This is a genomic window from Vreelandella venusta (genome assembly GCF_044809155.1).
GTDB lineage: Bacteria > Pseudomonadota > Gammaproteobacteria > Pseudomonadales > Halomonadaceae > Vreelandella > Vreelandella venusta_B.
Genome location: NZ_CP085241.1, coordinates 1,936,233 through 1,953,747, shown reverse-complemented (window position 1 = coordinate 1,953,747; position 17,515 = coordinate 1,936,233). Strand labels below are relative to the sequence as shown.

General features: G+C 53.1%; 15 protein-coding genes. 13 read left to right on the top strand and 2 right to left on the bottom strand.

Annotated features, from left to right (window positions below):
• Positions 1-5: 5 nt before the first annotated feature.
• On the top strand, positions 6-2,135 hold the full coding sequence (gene dinG / locus LG301_RS09190) for an ATP-dependent DNA helicase DinG (protein ID WP_404470778.1): 2,130 nt from the start codon (positions 6-8) through the stop codon (positions 2,133-2,135).
• 79 nt (positions 2,136-2,214) lie between these two features.
• Here the strand turns inward: dinG and LG301_RS09185 are convergent, their stop codons facing one another.
• Positions 2,215-3,291, bottom strand: a complete 1,077-nt coding sequence (locus LG301_RS09185; RefSeq protein WP_404470777.1) for a 3-deoxy-7-phosphoheptulonate synthase — start codon at positions 3,289-3,291, stop codon at positions 2,215-2,217.
• A 388-nt stretch (positions 3,292-3,679) separates the two neighbouring features.
• On the opposite strand from LG301_RS09185, the gene rpoE reads away from it, so the two are divergent.
• The 12 genes from rpoE to acpS all read left to right on the top strand — a co-directional run bounded on the left by rpoE (position 3,680) and on the right by acpS (position 14,798).
• Complete coding sequence (gene rpoE / locus LG301_RS09180) at positions 3,680-4,279, top strand: RNA polymerase sigma factor RpoE (RefSeq protein WP_404470776.1); 600 nt, start codon at positions 3,680-3,682, stop codon at positions 4,277-4,279.
• A 289-nt stretch (positions 4,280-4,568) separates the two neighbouring features.
• Positions 4,569-5,300, top strand: coding sequence for a sigma-E factor negative regulatory protein (locus LG301_RS09175; protein WP_404470775.1), 732 nt, complete (start codon positions 4,569-4,571; stop codon positions 5,298-5,300).
• A 71-nt stretch (positions 5,301-5,371) separates the two neighbouring features.
• Positions 5,372-6,352 carry a MucB/RseB C-terminal domain-containing protein gene (locus tag LG301_RS09170; RefSeq protein WP_404470774.1) on the top strand — a complete coding sequence of 327 codons (981 nt, stop codon included), beginning with the start codon at positions 5,372-5,374 and terminating at the stop codon, positions 6,350-6,352.
• A gap of 20 nt (positions 6,353-6,372) precedes the next feature.
• A complete protein-coding gene (locus tag LG301_RS09165; protein ID WP_404470773.1) occupies positions 6,373-6,825 on the top strand; it encodes a SoxR reducing system RseC family protein in 453 nt (150 codons plus the stop codon).
• 66 nt (positions 6,826-6,891) lie between these two features.
• Positions 6,892-8,301: a DegQ family serine endoprotease gene (locus LG301_RS09160; protein WP_404470772.1), complete on the top strand. Its 1,410-nt coding sequence runs from the start codon at positions 6,892-6,894 to the stop codon at positions 8,299-8,301.
• A gap of 192 nt (positions 8,302-8,493) precedes the next feature.
• A complete protein-coding gene (gene lepA / locus LG301_RS09155; protein ID WP_263068428.1) occupies positions 8,494-10,311 on the top strand; it encodes a translation elongation factor 4 in 1,818 nt (605 codons plus the stop codon).
• A gap of 15 nt (positions 10,312-10,326) precedes the next feature.
• A complete protein-coding gene (gene lepB / locus LG301_RS09150) occupies positions 10,327-11,130 on the top strand; it encodes a signal peptidase I (RefSeq protein WP_404470771.1) in 804 nt (267 codons plus the stop codon).
• Positions 11,131-11,226: 96 nt separating this feature from the next.
• On the top strand, positions 11,227-11,919 hold the full coding sequence (gene rnc, locus LG301_RS09145) for a ribonuclease III (protein ID WP_263068431.1): 693 nt from the start codon (positions 11,227-11,229) through the stop codon (positions 11,917-11,919).
• The gene (era, locus tag LG301_RS09140; RefSeq protein WP_009099393.1) at positions 11,916-12,815 is read left to right on the top strand and encodes a GTPase Era; all 900 of its coding nucleotides are present in this window, start codon (positions 11,916-11,918) and stop codon (positions 12,813-12,815) included. Before rnc ends, era begins: the two co-directional genes overlap by 4 nt.
• Positions 12,816-12,823: 8 nt before the next feature.
• Entirely contained in the window at positions 12,824-13,516 is a 693-nt protein-coding gene (recO, locus tag LG301_RS09135) for a DNA repair protein RecO (protein ID WP_263068432.1), read from the top strand.
• A 62-nt stretch (positions 13,517-13,578) separates the two neighbouring features.
• Positions 13,579-14,397: a pyridoxine 5'-phosphate synthase gene (pdxJ, locus tag LG301_RS09130; RefSeq protein WP_404470770.1), complete on the top strand. Its 819-nt coding sequence runs from the start codon at positions 13,579-13,581 to the stop codon at positions 14,395-14,397.
• Positions 14,398-14,420: 23 nt separating this feature from the next.
• Positions 14,421-14,798 (top strand): holo-ACP synthase, encoded by a 378-nt coding sequence (gene acpS / locus LG301_RS09125; protein ID WP_404470769.1) that lies wholly within the window; start codon positions 14,421-14,423, stop codon positions 14,796-14,798.
• Positions 14,799-14,809: 11 nt separating this feature from the next.
• Here acpS and LG301_RS09120 read toward each other — a convergent pair whose 3' ends face one another.
• The gene (locus tag LG301_RS09120) at positions 14,810-17,509 is read right to left on the bottom strand and encodes an ATP-binding protein (protein WP_404470768.1); all 2,700 of its coding nucleotides are present in this window, start codon (positions 17,507-17,509) and stop codon (positions 14,810-14,812) included.
• Positions 17,510-17,515 lie beyond the last annotated feature (6 nt).

Genomic DNA, 17,515 nt, shown 5'->3' with positions numbered 1-17,515 from the left:
CGCGCATGCTCGATAATGCGCTGAAAAGCGATATTCAAGATGCCTATCGTAGCGTGGTGGAAAAGCTTGGCCTGACACCACGCTACGGCCAGCGTCTGATGATTGCTGAAATCGCCCGTACTTTAGGTGGCATTGAGCAGGATAGTGAAGGCAAGCGCACAAACGATCATCATGTCTGCGTACTGGAAGCGGGCACGGGAACCGGTAAAACACTGGCCTACCTGATTGCCGCGTTGCCGATTGCCAAGGCGCAGGGCAAACGCTTGATCGTTTCTACGGCCACGGTTGCGCTTCAAGAGCAGGTGCTGAATCACGATTTGCCCTCTTTGGCCAACCACAGTGGCATAGCGTTTCGTTACGCCTTGGCGAAAGGGCGCGGCCGCTATGTCTGTGTGGCGCGCCTGGACCAAGCCCTGGAAGGAACGGAACCCAATCCCACGCTTTCGTTGTTTGAGCAGTCGCTGCAGGTAGAAAGCAGCGACTTCACGGTGATAGCGAGCGATATGGCGGAAGCCTATGGAAAAGGCGAATGGGAGGGGGATCGCGACAACTGGCCCGTGTCGATCGAGGACAGCCACTGGCGGCAACTCACGGTCGACCATCGTCAATGCACCGGCAGGCGCTGCGGCCATTTTGGCGCTTGCGCGTTTTTTCGCTCCCGACGTGAGCTAGAGGATGCTGACGTCATTGTGGCGAATCACGACCTTGTGTTGGCCGATTTAGCGCTTGGCGGTGGCGCGATTTTGCCTGACCCAGGGAACTGCATTTTCGTGTTTGACGAAGGCCACCATCTGCCCGATAAAGCACTTTCTCACTTTGCCCATCGCTTTGCAGTGCATGGGTGTTTACGCTGGCTGAAGACCCTAAAAAGCAGTTTGACGGATCTGCACCAAGGCTTGTCAGTACAGCCAACCATTGCTCGCTTGCTGGCAGGGTTGCCGGAACTGCTGCATAGTTTGGAGCCTGCGCTGGGAGACGTGTTTAGTATGGGCTACCAGCTTGCAGGTCGAGAAAATGGCCTTGCCGACGAAGAGGTAAGCCATCAGCAGCGTTTTGAAAATGGGCAGGTGCCGGAGGCGCTGCGTGAACAAGCGCAGCAGCTACTGGTCATGTTTGCCACGCTGTCGCGCAACCTGGAAAGCATTAGCGATATTTTGCGCGAAAGCCTCGACCCCGATAAACAAACCGGGTTGGATAGAGATCAAGCTGAGGCATGGCTGCCGCTAATAGCGCTACTTCACGGACGTTCGCTGGATGCCCACGCATTATGGCAAGCGTTTAGCGAGCAGGATGCGGCCAATGTGCCGCCCAGTGCCCGTTGGATCACGCTGAGTCGCGTTGCGGGCGAGCCGGAAATTGAGTTTTCGGCCAGCCCTGTGTCAGCGGCACATACCCTTGCAAAACATCTGTGGGGACGCTGCCATGGTGCGGTAGTAACCTCAGCAACACTGACTGCGCTAGGGCGCTTTGAGCGAATCCAAGAGCGCGCAGGGTTAGCAAACCGATACCGCTATCAGGCCTTGCCAAGTCCCTTTGATTACGCCAATGCCATTCTACGCGTTCCCAAAGAGGCAACGGATCCCAGTGATCGTGATGCCCATGAAAATGCCATTATTGCCTTTGTAACTCAATTGGAAGATAGCGAAGCTGCACTGGTGCTGTTTTCTTCTCGTGCCCAGCTGCGCGCGGTGGAAAAAGCGTTGCCTGCGGCGACGAAAGGGCGGGTGTTAGCGCAGGATGCTCTGCCCAAGCGCGAATTGCTTGAGCGCCACCGTGCGGCGGTTGATGAGGGCAATGGCAGCATCATTTTTGGCTTGGCCAGTTTTGCAGAAGGTATCGACCTGCCCGGTGACTATCTCACCCATGTGGTGATCACCCGGCTGCCGTTTGCAGTGCCCGATGACCCCGTTGGAGCCACGCTGGCTGAATGGATTGAAAGCCAAGGCGGTAATCCGTTTATGCGGATTAGTGTGCCAGACGCGTCCATTAAACTTGTGCAGGCCTGTGGGCGCTTAATTCGCAAAGAGAGTGATCGTGGTGTGATTACACTGCTGGATCGACGAGTGATTACGCGGCGTTACGGCCAAGCACTGCTGGATGCGCTACCGCCTTTCAAACGCGATATCCAAGCTTAGTCGTGAGGGCTCGGCATTGGTCATAAAAAACGTCCCGCCAAGCTTCCGCTCGGCGGGACGTTTTAAGGGCAACGGCGTGTTAGTGAGCGATGCGCTTTGCCAATACCGGAGCCAGTTTCTCGTTCATGCGAGTGAACGTTTCGACCGTTGTCTCCCAGTCGATGCATGCATCGGTGATGGAAACACCGTACTTAAGATCGCTTAAGTTTGCAGGTACTTTTTGATTGCCCCAACCAATATTGGATTCAACCATGAGGCCAACAATCGAGGTGTTGCCCTCTAAAATCTGGTTAGTCACATTTTCCAGTACCAACGGCTGCAGGGCTGCGTCTTTGTTAGAGTTCGCGTGAGAGCAGTCGATCATGATGTTGGCAGAAAGGTTAGCTTTCTTCAGTTCTTTCTCGGCCAGGGCAACGCTGACACTGTCGTAGTTGGGTTTGCCATTGCCGCCGCGAAGTACTACATGACCGTAAGCGTTGCCGCGGGTGCGAATAATAGCGACTTGGCCTGACTGGTTAATACCCAGAAAGTTATGCGGGTGGGCAACGGATTCAAGCGCATTAATTGCTACATCCAGGCTGCCGTCGGTGCCGTTTTTGAAACCGACGGGGCAGGAGAGGCCCGACGCCATTTCGCGGTGGGTCTGAGACTCTGTGGTACGCGCGCCAACAGCTGACCAGCTAATACAGTCTTGTAGGTACTGGGGTGAAATGGGGTCGAGTGCTTCGGTTGCCAGTGGTAAGCCCATTTCGGCCAGATCCACCAGTAGCTTGCGGGCAATGTGGAGCCCTTCGTCAATCTCAAACGAGTCATTGAGGTGCGGGTCGTTGATCAAGCCTTTCCAGCCAACAGTGGTGCGAGGCTTTTCAAAATAGACGCGCATCACTATGTACAGGCTATCGCTTACTTGGTCGGCCAGCTCGCGTAAACGGCGGGCGTAGTCCAGCGCGGCGTCAACATCGTGAATAGAGCATGGCCCTACGACGACAAGTAGACGGGGGTCTTTACCATCTAAAATATTCTGAATAGTAGTTCGCCCTTCAATCACCGAACGCTCGGCGGTTTCGGTCAGAGGGATGGCGTCTTTTAGTGCTTCGGGGGTGGTAAGAACGTCCTGGGCAAGAACGTTAAGGTTACTAACCTGCTGATCAGACATCGTGCTACCTGTATGCGCGGTGGTCAAAAGTGGTCTCTACTATGGCGCGTGAGGGGAGTAAAAATCAATTGTTGCGGAACTTGATTAGCTAAGAAAGTGTCAGCCTCAACGTTTAGTAAGCCGGTGCCGGTCGTTGCGGCCCTGTTTTCATTACAAGGGCTTCGTCAATAAGGCTAAGCGCTTGATGCGCTGAACAGAACGCGTAACACTAAGCACTATTGAAAATTAATCGCATAAAGCGCAGAGGGCACAACGCTGCCATCTGATATCATCATTATTATTAATTAATGCCCAAGGGACGCTATGCTGCTTGCTGTGAATGCCCGCGTAAAAGGGCAAAAAATATCCCAGGTTCGATGTCTGTCGTACAAGCAGGAGGAGCGTGTGAATGGGCACTCGTGAAACAGACCAACAGCTTGTTGAACGTGCCCAGAAAGGCGATACCCGTGCGTTTGATCTACTGGTCAAAAAATACCAGCATAAGATTATTGGTTTGATTGGTCGTTATGTGCACGATCACTCAGAGGTGCAGGACGTTGCCCAAGAGGCATTTATTAAAGCGTACCGGGCGCTTGGCAAGTTTCGCGCCGAAAGTGCGTTTTACACCTGGATGTATCGGATTGCGATAAACACCGCCAAAAACCACTTGGTTTCCAGAGGGCGGCGACCGCCGGGTAGTGACCTGGACATTGTTGACGCTGAAATTGTCGATCAAAGCGGTCGCTTGGCAGATGCTGAGTCTCCTGAAGCGGCTATTGCGCGCGACCAGCTTGAAGCGGCGGTGTATGAAGCTATTGAGCAGCTGCCAGAAGATTTGCGCACCGCCATCACGCTGCGAGAGCTAGATGGACTTGCTTATGAAGATATTGCCCAGGTCATGCAGTGCCCGGTAGGCACGGTGCGCTCGCGTATTTTTCGCGCCCGTGAGGCGGTTGATGAGCATATTCGTCCGCTGGTTACCACCGCGCGTAATAGTCGTGATGAGTAGTCGTGATGAGTAGCAGTAGGGCGTGACGATCTTGGTGGCGCGTCGAGCTTTTTGATGACGGAAACAGGCTTTGCCGACACATTATTTTACGTTTTTTCTTTTTTTATGAACTGTCAGCCAAGAGAAGCGTCATAGCCCTGGACGGTAGATTTGAAATGGGGTCTTTGAACTAGGATTTTTGCAAACATTTTTTGCAATAGGGTATTGGCCTGTGGAGCGGCCGCGGTGTTCTGTATTTTTTACAGTCTTGCCTTGGTGCTCCTTCTAACACAGTGTGAGGGTGTGAAGTATGAGTCAAAACACACGGGAATCGCTTTCGGCGTTAATGGATAGTGAAAGCGATGAGCTTGAACTGCGCCGAGTGTTAAAGTCGTTGCCTGATGACAGTGATGCGGCTGAGACGTGGCGACGTTATCACCTAGCGCGCAGCATGATGCATCGTGAACGCGAAGTGGACGTGAGTGTTGACCTCTCCGCAGGTATTATGGAACGGCTTCGTGACGAGCCAGCACCATCGCTGGGCGATGAGCAGCAAGCCATGCCCGCCAAATCGAATGGCATATCATTTGCGCGAGGTGCGGGTGTTGCTGCGGCGGTATCGTTAATGGTGATTACAGGTGTTCAATTCCTGGGCAGCAATAACAGCTCTAATGGTCAGGAATCGGGTGATTTTGCTGCGACACCTTCAACGGGAGCACAAGTACAGCCAGTAAGCTTAGCGTCGTCTCAGCCCGCTACAGTGCCTTCCTCTAATATGCCAATGTTCGAACCTACGCCGTTTCGTATCAATGGTCAGGGTGGTAACAGCGGGCTTATGAATGTTAGTGAGGCTGGCTTTTCTGGGCCTACCGCATCGCAGAGCGTGATGTCTCAGCAGAGTGCTTCTATCGATATCGATCAAATTCGTTTGCTTCAAAATTATTTAGAACAGCATGCCCAAGGCGCAGCGAGCGGCAATGCCGATAGCTGGATGCCTTTGATGCGTTCTTCTTCTGTAACAGAGCCGTTGGGCCAGCGTTAATCACTGTCTAAAGAGTCTCCACGGCCTTCACAGGTAAGCGTAATGTTGATAAAGGGATAATGGATAGAGGTATGACGAACGTTGCTACTGCCTTTTTAGGTATCCCTTTTAAAAAAGTATTCGCACTTAGCTTAATCACGTTAAGTGCTCACTTTTTTTTAACACCGGTTGAAGCAAACAGTCATGCAGAGTCAATTGATGCAAATGCGTGTGCATCGATAGAGTCTCAAAACTCACCCAGTAGTGTTGAACAGTGGCTTGTGTATAGCAGATACGCAAACCACTGTTACTTATTTCAAGCAAGAGCCGTTTCAATTGACCCGCTGGGAGTGCGTACCCTGGCGCTATCGCATCGCATTCATGATGGGGTGCGTCAGCAGGTGGTTCAACACCTTGATGGCCCGTCAATCAGCGTTGAGCGCCGCTCCCATGCAGGGCGGCAGGCATGGTTTGGCGACAGTGGAAATACATCCCCGTCTACTCCAGAGGCGTGGGCTGCCCATATTGCTGATCATTACGCTATTACGCTCGAGGACAATAGCCGTGTGGCTGGACGCTCCGCCGTACAGCTGACTTTTGTACCCCATGATGGTAATCGCTATCATCATGAATGGTGGGTCGATAAAGAGACAGGGCTGTTACTAAAGTCCGTATTAAGCGATTCACAAGATAGAGTGCTGGAAACCTTCCAAGTGACTCAGCTTCAATCCCCTGAACCTTATCGCGGTTCTATCAGTGCCGACGATACACCTACCGTCCCTGATAGAGCTTGGCAAGTTACGTGGCTGCCCGATGGCTTTTTGGCCCAACCTGTTGAGGGTGGTGTTAGCGAAGCGGAACAGCAATTTTTTAGCGACGGCTTAGCTTCTTTAAGCGTATTTGCTACTCCTGTGATGCAAACAGCCCTTGAGCCGGGTATTCACACTCTTGGTGTGTCTACTGTGGCAGTGTCGTTCGTAAATGAAGATGAGCAGCGCTGGCAATTAATAGGAGTAGGGGAGCTGCCGCCGCCTCTCCTGCTTAGAATTGTGCAGTCCATTGAACTTGAATGAGTGTTTTCTAGTAATTGCTTATGAGTGATCTCTCTTGCACTGGGCTGCTGCGCACCGGCACTGTAGTGGGCTACATGCCGCCGCAAGACATTAAAGTCGATGTATCAGTCGTAGAGAGCTGCGAGGAGTGCGCAAAAGGGCGTGGGTGTGGCATGGGGCTGATAGCCCGGCGTCAACAGCAGCAGATCATATTGAAAACTGATTGCCCCCCCGAACACTATCAACAGCGTTACCCCATTGGCGCTTCTGTTACGTTCAGCGTTTTCAAAGCCGACCTTACCGCCGTCGCGTTACTGGTTTATACCTTGCCGCTAGTGGTTGCTTTGTTACTTTCAGGTGTAGCCGTTTGGGTGGAAGCCTCAGAGTGGCAAACGGCCGCTGTTTTTTTCGGGACATTGATGTGTGGTGCTGCTGCCCTTAAATATAGCCTACACGGACGTATGGAACGCTTTCGGCCACGATTGGTCAGTTAATTGTCCTGTGACTCACTGCGAGTTGCTTCCCCTTCGTATCGTATCTGCTTGACTAGGAGCTGTTGCATGAAGCGCTTGGTTCTCCCCTCTACCCTGTGGCTATGCGTAGTTGCGCTATTGATGATGGGCCAAACTGCCCATGCGCAAAATCTTCCAGACTTTACTGAGCTGGTTGAAGATGCAGCCCCTGGTGTCGTTAATATTTCAACTAGCCGAACTATCCAGCGAGGTGGGCCTGCTGGCCACGGGTTTGGCGGACAAGAACTCCCCGAAATATTCAGACACTTCTTTGGTGATAGTTTCCCTGTGCCGCCTGGAGGTAGTCAGGGCAGAAGCCAAGAGCGTCAATCGCTAGGTTCGGGCTTTGTGATTAGTGCAGATGGTTACGTGCTGACTAACGCCCATGTAGTACAGGATGCCGATGAGATACTGGTACGCTTGAACGATCGCCGTGAGCTGACAGCCGAACTTATTGGTAGCGACAGCCAGACGGATGTCGCGTTGCTTAAAATCGATGCGAATAACTTGCCCGTGCTGGACTTAGGGGATTCTGACGAGCTAAGAGTCGGCGAGTGGGTTGCGGCAATTGGTTCACCATTTGGCTTCGACTATTCGGTAACCGCTGGTATTGTCAGTGCTATTAATCGCACGCTGCCGCGTGATGTTTACGTTCCCTTTATTCAAACGGACGTGGCGATTAATCCCGGTAACTCAGGCGGTCCACTGTTCAACCTTCAGGGGGAAGTGGTTGGGATTAACTCACAGATCTTTACCCGCAGCGGTGGCTTCATGGGGCTATCATTTGCTATCCCGATCAACGTTGCCATGGATGTGGCCGATCAACTGCGCGAAGATGGTCAAGTCAACCGTGGCTGGCTGGGGGTGATGATTCAGCCGGTTTCGCGGGATTTGGCCGAATCCTTTGGTATGGATGAGGCAGTGGGTGCGCTGATTGCGGATCTTGATCCTGAAGGCCCCGCAGCCCAGGGTGGTCTCCAGGCCGGTGATGTGGTGGTTGAGGTCAACGGTGAAGAAGTTGACCGCTCAAGCACGTTGCCGCGCTTGATTGGCCGGGTAGCGCCAGGACGTGAAGTAGAGCTTACGCTAATGCGCGATGGTGAACAGGTGACTGAAACAGTTGAGCTAGGCAGCTGGCCGAATGCAGAATCGCCTCGGTCATCGTCTAGTAGTAACGACCAGGTGCGTTTAGGTGTCGCGGTCGCCGAGGTAGATGAGGCCACCCGCGAACGTTTGAATATTAGTGGCGGTGTCGAGGTTCGCCAAGTAGAAGCTGATAGCGTGGCGGCTCAGGCCGGCCTACGCCCAGGCGATATACTGGTGAGTATTGATCATCGCACCGTATCTACTGCAGATGAGTTACTAAGCATCGTTGAGGAGCTGCCCAGCGATCGTGCTATTCCACTGCGTTTATACCGCGATGGCCGCTCGCTATTTGTGGCTTTACGCTTAGAGTAACTTCTTTAATACCCTTCCGGTCCGGCGGTTCTCGCCGGACTGCTGTTCCTATCCCGCGCATATCGCTACAATGGCGCTTATCTTTTTGACGAACATTGGCATTTGGGTGGTGTGGGCAAATATTATGACCTGCGCTCGGTGGCCAAATCGAGCCCACCACCCCTTGCGCACCCATAAGGTAGAGCACACTCGATGTCTCAAGACGTTTCCAGCGAAAAACTCAAACACATACGTAATTTCTCCATCATCGCGCATATCGATCATGGTAAGTCGACGCTATCAGATCGTTTGATTCAAACCTGTGAGGGGTTAACCGAGCGTGAGCTTAAAGAGCAAGTGCTCGACTCCATGGACATTGAGCGCGAACGTGGGATTACCATTAAAGCGCAGTCGGTTACACTGGATTATACGGCTGCCGATGGGCAGGTGTATCAGCTTAACTTTATCGATACGCCTGGCCACGTTGATTTTTCTTACGAGGTTTCTCGCTCGCTCTACGCTTGTGAAGGCGCATTGCTGGTGGTGGATGCTGCGCAAGGTGTAGAGGCTCAATCGGTCGCCAACTGCTATACCGCTATCGAGCAAGGACTTGAAGTCCTACCTGTACTAAACAAAATCGATTTACCCCAAGCGGACTGCGACAAGGTTGCCCAAGAGATCGAAGAGATTATCGGTCTTGATGCGACGGATGCCTGCCAAGTATCAGCTAAAAGCGGAATTGGTATCGATGCCCTGCTTGAACGGTTAGTTCGTGATATTCCGCCGCCCAAGGGTGACCCCAGTGCGCCACTGCAAGCGCTGATTATCGACTCCTGGTTTGATAACTATTTGGGGGTTGTTTCGCTGGTTAGGCTATTCGACGGCACGCTGCGTAAAGGCGATAAAATCCGCATTAAATCGACAGGCCGCGACTGGGGCGCTACCGAAGTCGGTATCTTCACCCCGCAGCGCAAGCAGACCGATATCCTTCGTGCGGGTGAAGTAGGTTTTATTGTCGCCGGTATTAAAGAGATTCACGGGGCGCCGGTGGGTGACACTATTACCCATACCAAAACTCCCGACGTTCCACGCCTGCCAGGTTTCCAAAAAGTTAAGCCCCAGGTTTATGCAGGTATGTTCCCGGTCAGTGCGGATGATTACGAAGACTTTCGTGATGCACTTGAAAAACTCGCGCTTAACGATGCTTCGTTAGAGTATGAGCCGGAAAACTCCGATGCTCTTGGCTTTGGCTTTCGCGTGGGCTTTCTTGGCACGCTGCACATGGAGATCATCCAAGAGCGCCTTGAACGTGAATATGATATTGACCTGCTGACTACCGCGCCCACGGTGGTTTATGAATTAGCCATGAAAAACGGCGATGTGAGCTACATCTCCAACCCGTCTAAATTGCCTGATATGGCCGACGTGGACGAGATGCGTGAACCCATTGTCCGTGCCAGCATCCTGGTGCCTCAAGAGTATGTGGGTAACGTAATTGCTGAGTGCGAACAGCGTCGTGGTACGCAGCGGGATATGCAGTTTTTGGGTAATCAAATTCAGTTGGCTTACGAGCTGCCGATGTCTGAAGTGGTTATGGATTTCTTTGACCGCTTGAAGTCGATTTCCCGTGGCTATGCATCGCTTGAATATAACTTTGAACGTTTTGAAGCAGCTAAGTTGGTTCGTCTGGACGTGTTGATTAACGGCGATAAAGTTGACGCGCTGGCCGTTATTATCCACCGCGACCATGCGCATAGCCGCGGTCGGCTGCTAGTGGAAAAAATGAAAGAGCTGATTCCACGCCAAATGTTTGATGTGGCTATTCAGGCGGCCATTGGTGGCCAGGTTGTCGCGCGTTCAACGGTGAAAGCGCTGCGTAAAAACGTGACGGCCAAATGTTACGGCGGTGATGTCAGCCGTAAGAAAAAGCTCTTGGAAAAACAGAAGGCCGGTAAGAAACGGATGAAACAGGTGGGGCGTGTTGAAATTCCCCAGGATGCCTTCCTTGCTGTGCTCAAGGTAAACGACTAGGGATACTTACCCCCCATGGATTTTTCATTACTACTGGTGTTGGCGGTCGCAATCTCCGGCGTTATTTATCTACTGGATGTGCTGCTACTCAAACCCAAGCGTCGCCAGCGCTTTGAAGCAGCCGAAGCCAATGCGGGAGAGGGCTTAGATGCCGTTACCAGTGAAAAGCTGCTTAAAGAACCTTGGCCGGTCGATTATGCGCGGTCATTTTTCCCCGTGCTTTTGGTAGTGCTGGTGGTGCGCAGCTTCGTTGTTGAGCCATTTCAGATTCCTTCTGGCTCAATGAAGCCTACGCTGGAAGTGGGTGATTTTATTCTCGTGAATAAATTCGCCTATGGTCTGCGCCTCCCCGTTGTGCATAACCGCTTTTTAGAGGTGGATGACCCCGAACGGGGCGATGTGATGGTGTTTCGTTTCCCCGACGAACCCTCCGTCAATTTTATTAAGCGCGTTGTCGGGTTGCCTGGCGACACTATTCGTTATGAGGGCAAGCAGCTATATATTAATGGTGAGCGGGTCAACAAAGCGCTGATTGAAGAGGGGCCTGAGGACTCTCCCCAGCAGCTCCTGTTAGAAGAGCGGCTGGGTGGCGTTAGCCACTATATTTATAACAACCCCCGTGATCCTGGCCCGCAAATGCGGGAGATAAGGGTGCCCGAGGGGCACTATTTTACTATGGGTGATAACCGCGATCACTCCAATGACAGCCGCTATTGGGGCTTTGTGCCGGAAGAGAACATCGTAGGGCGCGCCTTTGCGGTATGGATGCATTGGGATGGTGGCCTGCCCAGTTTTACGAGCGTGCGTCGTATTGAGTGACGCTGTATGTGTTGCAAACCCGTTATGTTGCAAATCGATTATGTTGCAAGTTGATAGTGTGGTTATCTTAGTTAACGTCAATGACGTAGGAGCACTGTGAGTAATTCCTTAACCGCTTTTTGCCGACGAATCGGCCATACCTTTGGCGATCACTCGCTGTTGGAGCTGGCCATGACGCACCGCAGTTACGGTGGTCGTAACAATGAGCGCCTGGAATTTTTGGGTGACTCTATCGTCAACTTCGTAATTGCTGAGGCGCTGTTTCAACGCTTTCCACAAGCTAGAGAGGGGCAGTTATCGCGCCTGCGAGCCCGCCTTGTGAAAGGTCAAACCCTGGCAGAGCTGGCCCGAGAAATGGCCTTTGGCGAGTGTTTGCGGCTTGGTTCCGGTGAAATGAAAAGCGGCGGCCACCGCCGTGAATCTATCTTAGCCGATGCCGTTGAGGCTGTTATCGGCGCGATCTATCTTGATGCGGGTATGGATGCAGTGCGCGAGCGTGTCATGGCCTGGTACGCCGAACGGCTAGAGAATATTTCGTTGCAAGATACCCAAAAAGATCCGAAAACACGCTTGCAAGAGTTTTTGCAGTCGCGCCAAGCGGCGCTACCGCGCTATGAAGTGGTCTCTGTAAAGGGAGAGGCGCATGCCCAGACCTTTACCGTGGAGTGCTACATTGATTTGTTGAGCGAGCATACCACCGGTAAAGGCCCCAGCCGCCGTCATGCTGAACAGCAAGCAGCTGAAGAAGCCCTTTCCTACCTTGAAAAACATCCTGGAGATAAATCATGAGCCAAACCTGCGGATTCGTGGCCATCGTTGGTCGGCCCAACGTAGGCAAATCAACCCTCATGAATCGCATTCTAGGGCAAAAGATCTCCATCACCTCGCGGCGGCCGCAAACCACGCGCCACCAGGTCATGGGGATTAAAACGGTTGATGAGACCCAGTTTATTTACGTTGATACGCCGGGCATGCACATCATGTCCAAAGACCGCAATAAGGCTATCAACCGCTTTATGAACCAGGCGGCCACCCAGGCGCTGCGTGATGTCGACTGCGTTGTGTTTATTATCGACCGCACCCGCTGGACCGAAGAGGATCAGGCGGTATTAAAGCGTTTAGAGCACGTGAAGGCGCCGGTTATTCTAGCGGTCAATAAAGTGGATCGCCTCACGGATAAGAGCGATCTACTCCCGTGGCTGGCTGAAGTAGGCGCCCGCCGTGAGTTTGCGGCAGTGGTACCCATTTCTGCCAAGCACGGTACCCAAGTTGATACGCTGGAAGAAGAAGTAGCTAAACATCTGCCAGAAAGTATTCACTTTTTCCCTGAAGACCAAATCACCGACAAAAGCCTGCGCTTTATGGCCGCTGAGCTGGTGCGTGAAAAAGTGATGCGTCAGTTGGGAGATGAGCTGCCGTATCAAATGACGGTGGAAATTGAAGAGTTTCGTGAGACCGAGCGCGTTACCCACATTAGCGCGCTGATTCTCGTTGAGCGCCAGGGGCAGAAGGTCATCCTGATCGGCGAAAACGGCGATCGGATAAAGAGCATTGGCCGCGAAGCACGTCTAGATATGGAGCGAGCGCTTGGCACCAAGGTAATGCTGAACCTGTGGGTGAAAGTGAAACGCGGCTGGTCAGATGATGAACGCGCATTGAAAAGTCTGGGTTACGACCTCGATTGAGGGCTGTAATGTCGGCAGAACCCGCGTTTTTACTGCATCGCAGGGCGTACCGTGAAACCAGTGCGCTGGTCGATCTGCTAACGCTCAACCATGGGCGTATTCGAGCTGTTGCCCACGGGGGGCAGCGGCCCGGCTCCAAGTCTCGACAGCGTCTACAGCCGTTTACACCGCTATTTGTGGCTTGGCGGGGCGAACAGGAACTCAAACGGTTAACCCTGATGGAGTCCCGTGGTCATACTGCGCTGCTAGCAGGCGAGGGGCTACTTTGCGGCCTTTATGCCAATGAAATTGCGACGCGACTACTCCCTCTGGAACTCAGCGCTCAGGAAGTGTTTGCTTACTACAGCGCCTTGCTAGAAGCCCTGCCGATGCCCGCTGATCGTGCCCTCGGCTTGCGCAGATTTGAGTGGGCGTTATTGGAAGTGTTAGAGGCAACCCCACGCTTCTGTTGCCCAGATGGTAGCCCGCTTGACCCACAAACCTGCTACCGGTTTGACGCATTAAGCCGCGCTTTTTTACCTGCTGAACCGGGGATTGAAGGCCGCACCCTGCGTTACATTGAACAGGGCGATTGGCAGTCCACGGGATTAGCCAGTGCTTTAAAAGCGGTCATGCGGGCAGCGCTTGCGCCTCATTTGGGCGCAACCGCATTACGCTCCCGTGAGCTGATGCTCGATTTAGCCCGTCGTCGACAGCGTTAAGCCCTGGTTTCAGGCAGTACTCAGTGACGAAATACTCTGCTGTTCATTATTGGAGACACGTTATGCACCCCCCGCGTATTTTATTGGGCGTAAATATTGATCACATTGCGACGCTGCGCCAAGCGCGAGGTACTCGCTACCCAGATCCGGTTCAGGCAGCGCTGCTCGCCGAAGAGGCCGGGGCAGACGGTATTACCGTCCATTTACGTGAAGATCGGCGGCATATCCAACCTAGGGATGTTCGTATATTGGCCGAAGTGCTTAATACACGAATGAATTTAGAGATGGCCGTCACCGAAGAGATGCTGGCGCTAGCTGAAGAGATACGCCCTAGGCACGTCTGTTTAGTGCCCGAAAAGCGTGAAGAACTCACCACCGAGGGTGGCCTAGACGTGGTAGGTGGGTTTGATCAAATTGCCGCAGCCTGCCAGCGTCTTAAGGCAGTAGGCTGTGATGTCTCTCTCTTTATTGATCCTGATGAGGCGCAGATCGACGCTGCCGTTCGTGCGGGTGCGCCGACGATTGAGTTACACACCGGTGCCTATGCAGAGGCAACGCCAGGCAGTGTTGAAGCAAACGTTGAGTATGACCGCCTTAGCGCAGCGGCAGTCCACGCCGTTTCGTTAGGATTGGTCGTCAATGCCGGGCATGGCCTGCACTACCATAATGTTGAAGCCATTGCGGCGCTTCCCGGTGTTAACGAGTTGAACATTGGGCATGCGATTATTGCTAGAGCGCTGTTTGTGGGGCTAAAAGAGGCCGTACAAGAGATGAAGCGCTTAATCATCGCAGGTCAAGAAGCAGGCTTAATGGCGGCGTTAGATGCCCATGACCACGACCACGACCACGACCATCAACACAGCGGCTGTTGTGGGCATTGAGCGATGAGCATGGGTGTTAATCAGTGATTGTGGGTATTGGCTCTGATATCGCGCGGGTAGAACGCTTTACTCGCGCTATTCAGCGGCATGGGCCGCGCTTTGCCGCGCGTATTCTAGGGCCTCAAGAGCAAGCCGTATGGCGTCAAAAAGGCGAACCGGAAGCCTATTTAGCAAAGCGGTTTGCTGCCAAAGAAGCCTTTGTTAAAGCGCTTGGTCTAGGTCTGCGAAGCGGAATGCGATGGAGCGATATCCAAGTCGTCAATGATGCCTTGGGTAAGCCAAGCTTCATGCTCAGCGGAGAAGCGCAGCGCCTCTTTCAAGCTACCGGCGCATCGTCTGCCCATGTAACGCTTAGCGATGAGGCAGACTACGCGGTGGCGTTTGTGATCCTTGAGGACTAGGGGGTGAGGCCTTAAGGATTCACCAGCGAAACGCGCTGGGCCTGTAGCCGCGCCATGGCGTCATAGAGCTCATTAAGCAGGCTTTCAGCGTTATGTAAACCGCTGGTGCGAAGACGTGTCTCTAAACTTTCCACTAAAAGTGCTAGCTCCGGGGCGCCGCAGTAACGACTAGCGCCGTTTAAACTATGCACCCAGTCCAGCAGCGTCGTTAAATCTTGTGCGTCGTAGGCGCTGCGCATCTGCCGTTGACTTTCCGATAAGCTATCAATTAAGCGCTTGAGTTGCTCGCGCGCGAGATGCGCTTTACCCCCGGCTAGGCGTGTGCCTAACACTAAATCAATAACGGGTAGCTTGTCTGGAGCAGAGGGCAGCGTTTGTGAGGCTCCCGCGTCAATAAACGTTTTCTGTGCGGGGGGCGCAACGCCTAAAAAGCGCTGTAAGAGTTGCTGAAGCTGCGCTTCGTCCACTGGCTTGATCAGTACATCGTCTAGCCCCTCTGTTAGCCATTGCTGTCGCTCGCTGCCAAGGGCATGAGCCGTGACCGCAACAATCGGGCAGCGGGCCCAGCTATTGCTCATACGACGCAGCGCCTGGGTCGTTTGCACGCCATCCATTCCAGGCATGCGAATATCCATCAATACTAAATCAGCCGTTGTCTGCTGGGCGTATTCCAGCGCCTCCTGGCCGCTTGCGGCCAGCGCAATCGTCATATGCTCGTTCTCAAGCATAGCTTTTAAAAGCTCACGGTTGGGTGCGTTGTCATCCACGATAAGAATGTTGAGCGACGATGAAAGCAGCGTACGAGCCAGTGCTGGAGAGGTAGTTTGCAGTGGTTGGCTGGGTTGTAAAAGCTGTTTAACGGTGGTGACGAGCTGGGCGCGGGTAAAGGGTTTACACAGCATTTCACCGCCGTTTGGCAACACCCATTGCGGTAAATCTAGGCTGGTCGTGTTGGCCAGTATTAGCGTTGGGCACGGCGTTTCGGCAATAACGGATTGCCAATATGTTTTGCGATCACCGGTAAAGTCTTCAGCTTCCAGCCCTAAAATGATCAGCTCTTCGTTTCCGGCTTCGATAAACGTCACTGGGCTGGCTCCCCACCGTTCCAGTAGGTGCTCAAGCACGTGGCGAGTAGCGAGATGGGGCTCGTGGATACGTATGGTGGGGTTCGCCAAGGCTATTTCGGGCTGCCGCTCATCGGCTAAATGTGCCAACAAAGGAAGCGTAAACGAGAAAGTAGCGCCGTGGCCCAGCTCGCTATTGACGCTAATAGTCCCTCCCATGCGCTCAATCAGCTGCCGACAGATCGTTAGCCCAAGTCCGCTGCCGCCAAATTGGCGCGAATGGCTAGGTTCCGCCTGTGAAAACGCACTAAATAACTGTTTTTGCTGCTCTTCACTTAAGCCCATGCCGGTATCGCTGACGCTAATATTCAGCACCACATGCTGGCCTTCCTGGGTATCCAGCATCACCCGAACAATCACTTCGCCTTTCGTGGTGAATTTTAAAGCATTGCTAATCAGGTTGCTGAGCACTTGATGGATACGGAGTGGATCACCGCAGAGCGGCGTCGGCACGTCATCGTAAACCATCGCGACCAGATGAAGCCGCTTGCGCTGAGCCTCTGGGGCGTATAACCCAACGACTTCATCAACCAGCGCAACTACGTCAACCTCCACCTCTTCTAGAGTCAGTCGGTCAGCCTCTAGCTTTGAGAAATCGAGCACATCATTAACCAGCATGAGCAGGTTGTCGCATGCTCGGTGAACGTGCTCTAGCCACTCCTGTTGGCGGGCATCCAGCGTTGAACGGCCCAGCAAACGGCAAAAACCGATGATGCCATTGAGCGGCGTGCGAATTTCATGGCTCATATTGGCTAAAAACTCTGATTTCACCGCGTTGGCGCGTAGGGCGCTGCGATGGGCAAGGTCCAGCTTAATATTTTGCTCCTCGATGGTCTCCATCGACTCTTGAAGCTCACTGGTGGCTTGCTCGATCTGCTCTTGCATATCCTGCTGGGCCTGTTGAAAGTGCTCAGCCAGGCTATTGATATGGCGGGTCAGCTGTTTAAGTTCGTTGGGTTTTGCCTCGCTTAAATACAGCCGATAATCTCCGCGCGATAAACGGTAAAGCGCTTGGTTGGCTTCTTCGATGGGACGGGTGGTATAACGGCTAATGGCATAGGCGATCAAAAAAAGCAGTAAGCCCAGCAGCATGCCGCCTAAACTTAAACTGGCTATGTTCTTGTAGCGCTCTAAGGTGAGCGCCCGTGTTTCCATCTCGGCTTCCAGCCAGCCGGTGCTTGAGCGGTTTGTGACACTGCTTGAAAGTGCAACGAGAGGCACCTGCAGCCGTAAAACATCGTCTTCCTGAGTGACGGAGGTAGCCTCCGGCGCATGTAGTCGCGGAGGGAGAGGCATCGTGCGGCCGAGCACTAAAAGACGATTGCCTTGTTCATCAAATAGCGTCACGGCGCGCAAACCGCGGTGTTCTAGCAGCTGCCTGGCAATAGCTTCAAGGCGCTGGAGATCGCCATCAATCATTGCATTGCCCAGGCTTGGGGCTGTCAGTTCGCCAGCGCTCACCAAGCGCTCTTTGAGTACCTCACGGCCTGTTAGCTCACTCTGAACCACAAGCAAAATGGCCATAGACGCATAGACCAATAGAGGAAGGCCCAGTAAGGCAAACAGTAAGCGCGTGTTCAAAGACATGTAAGA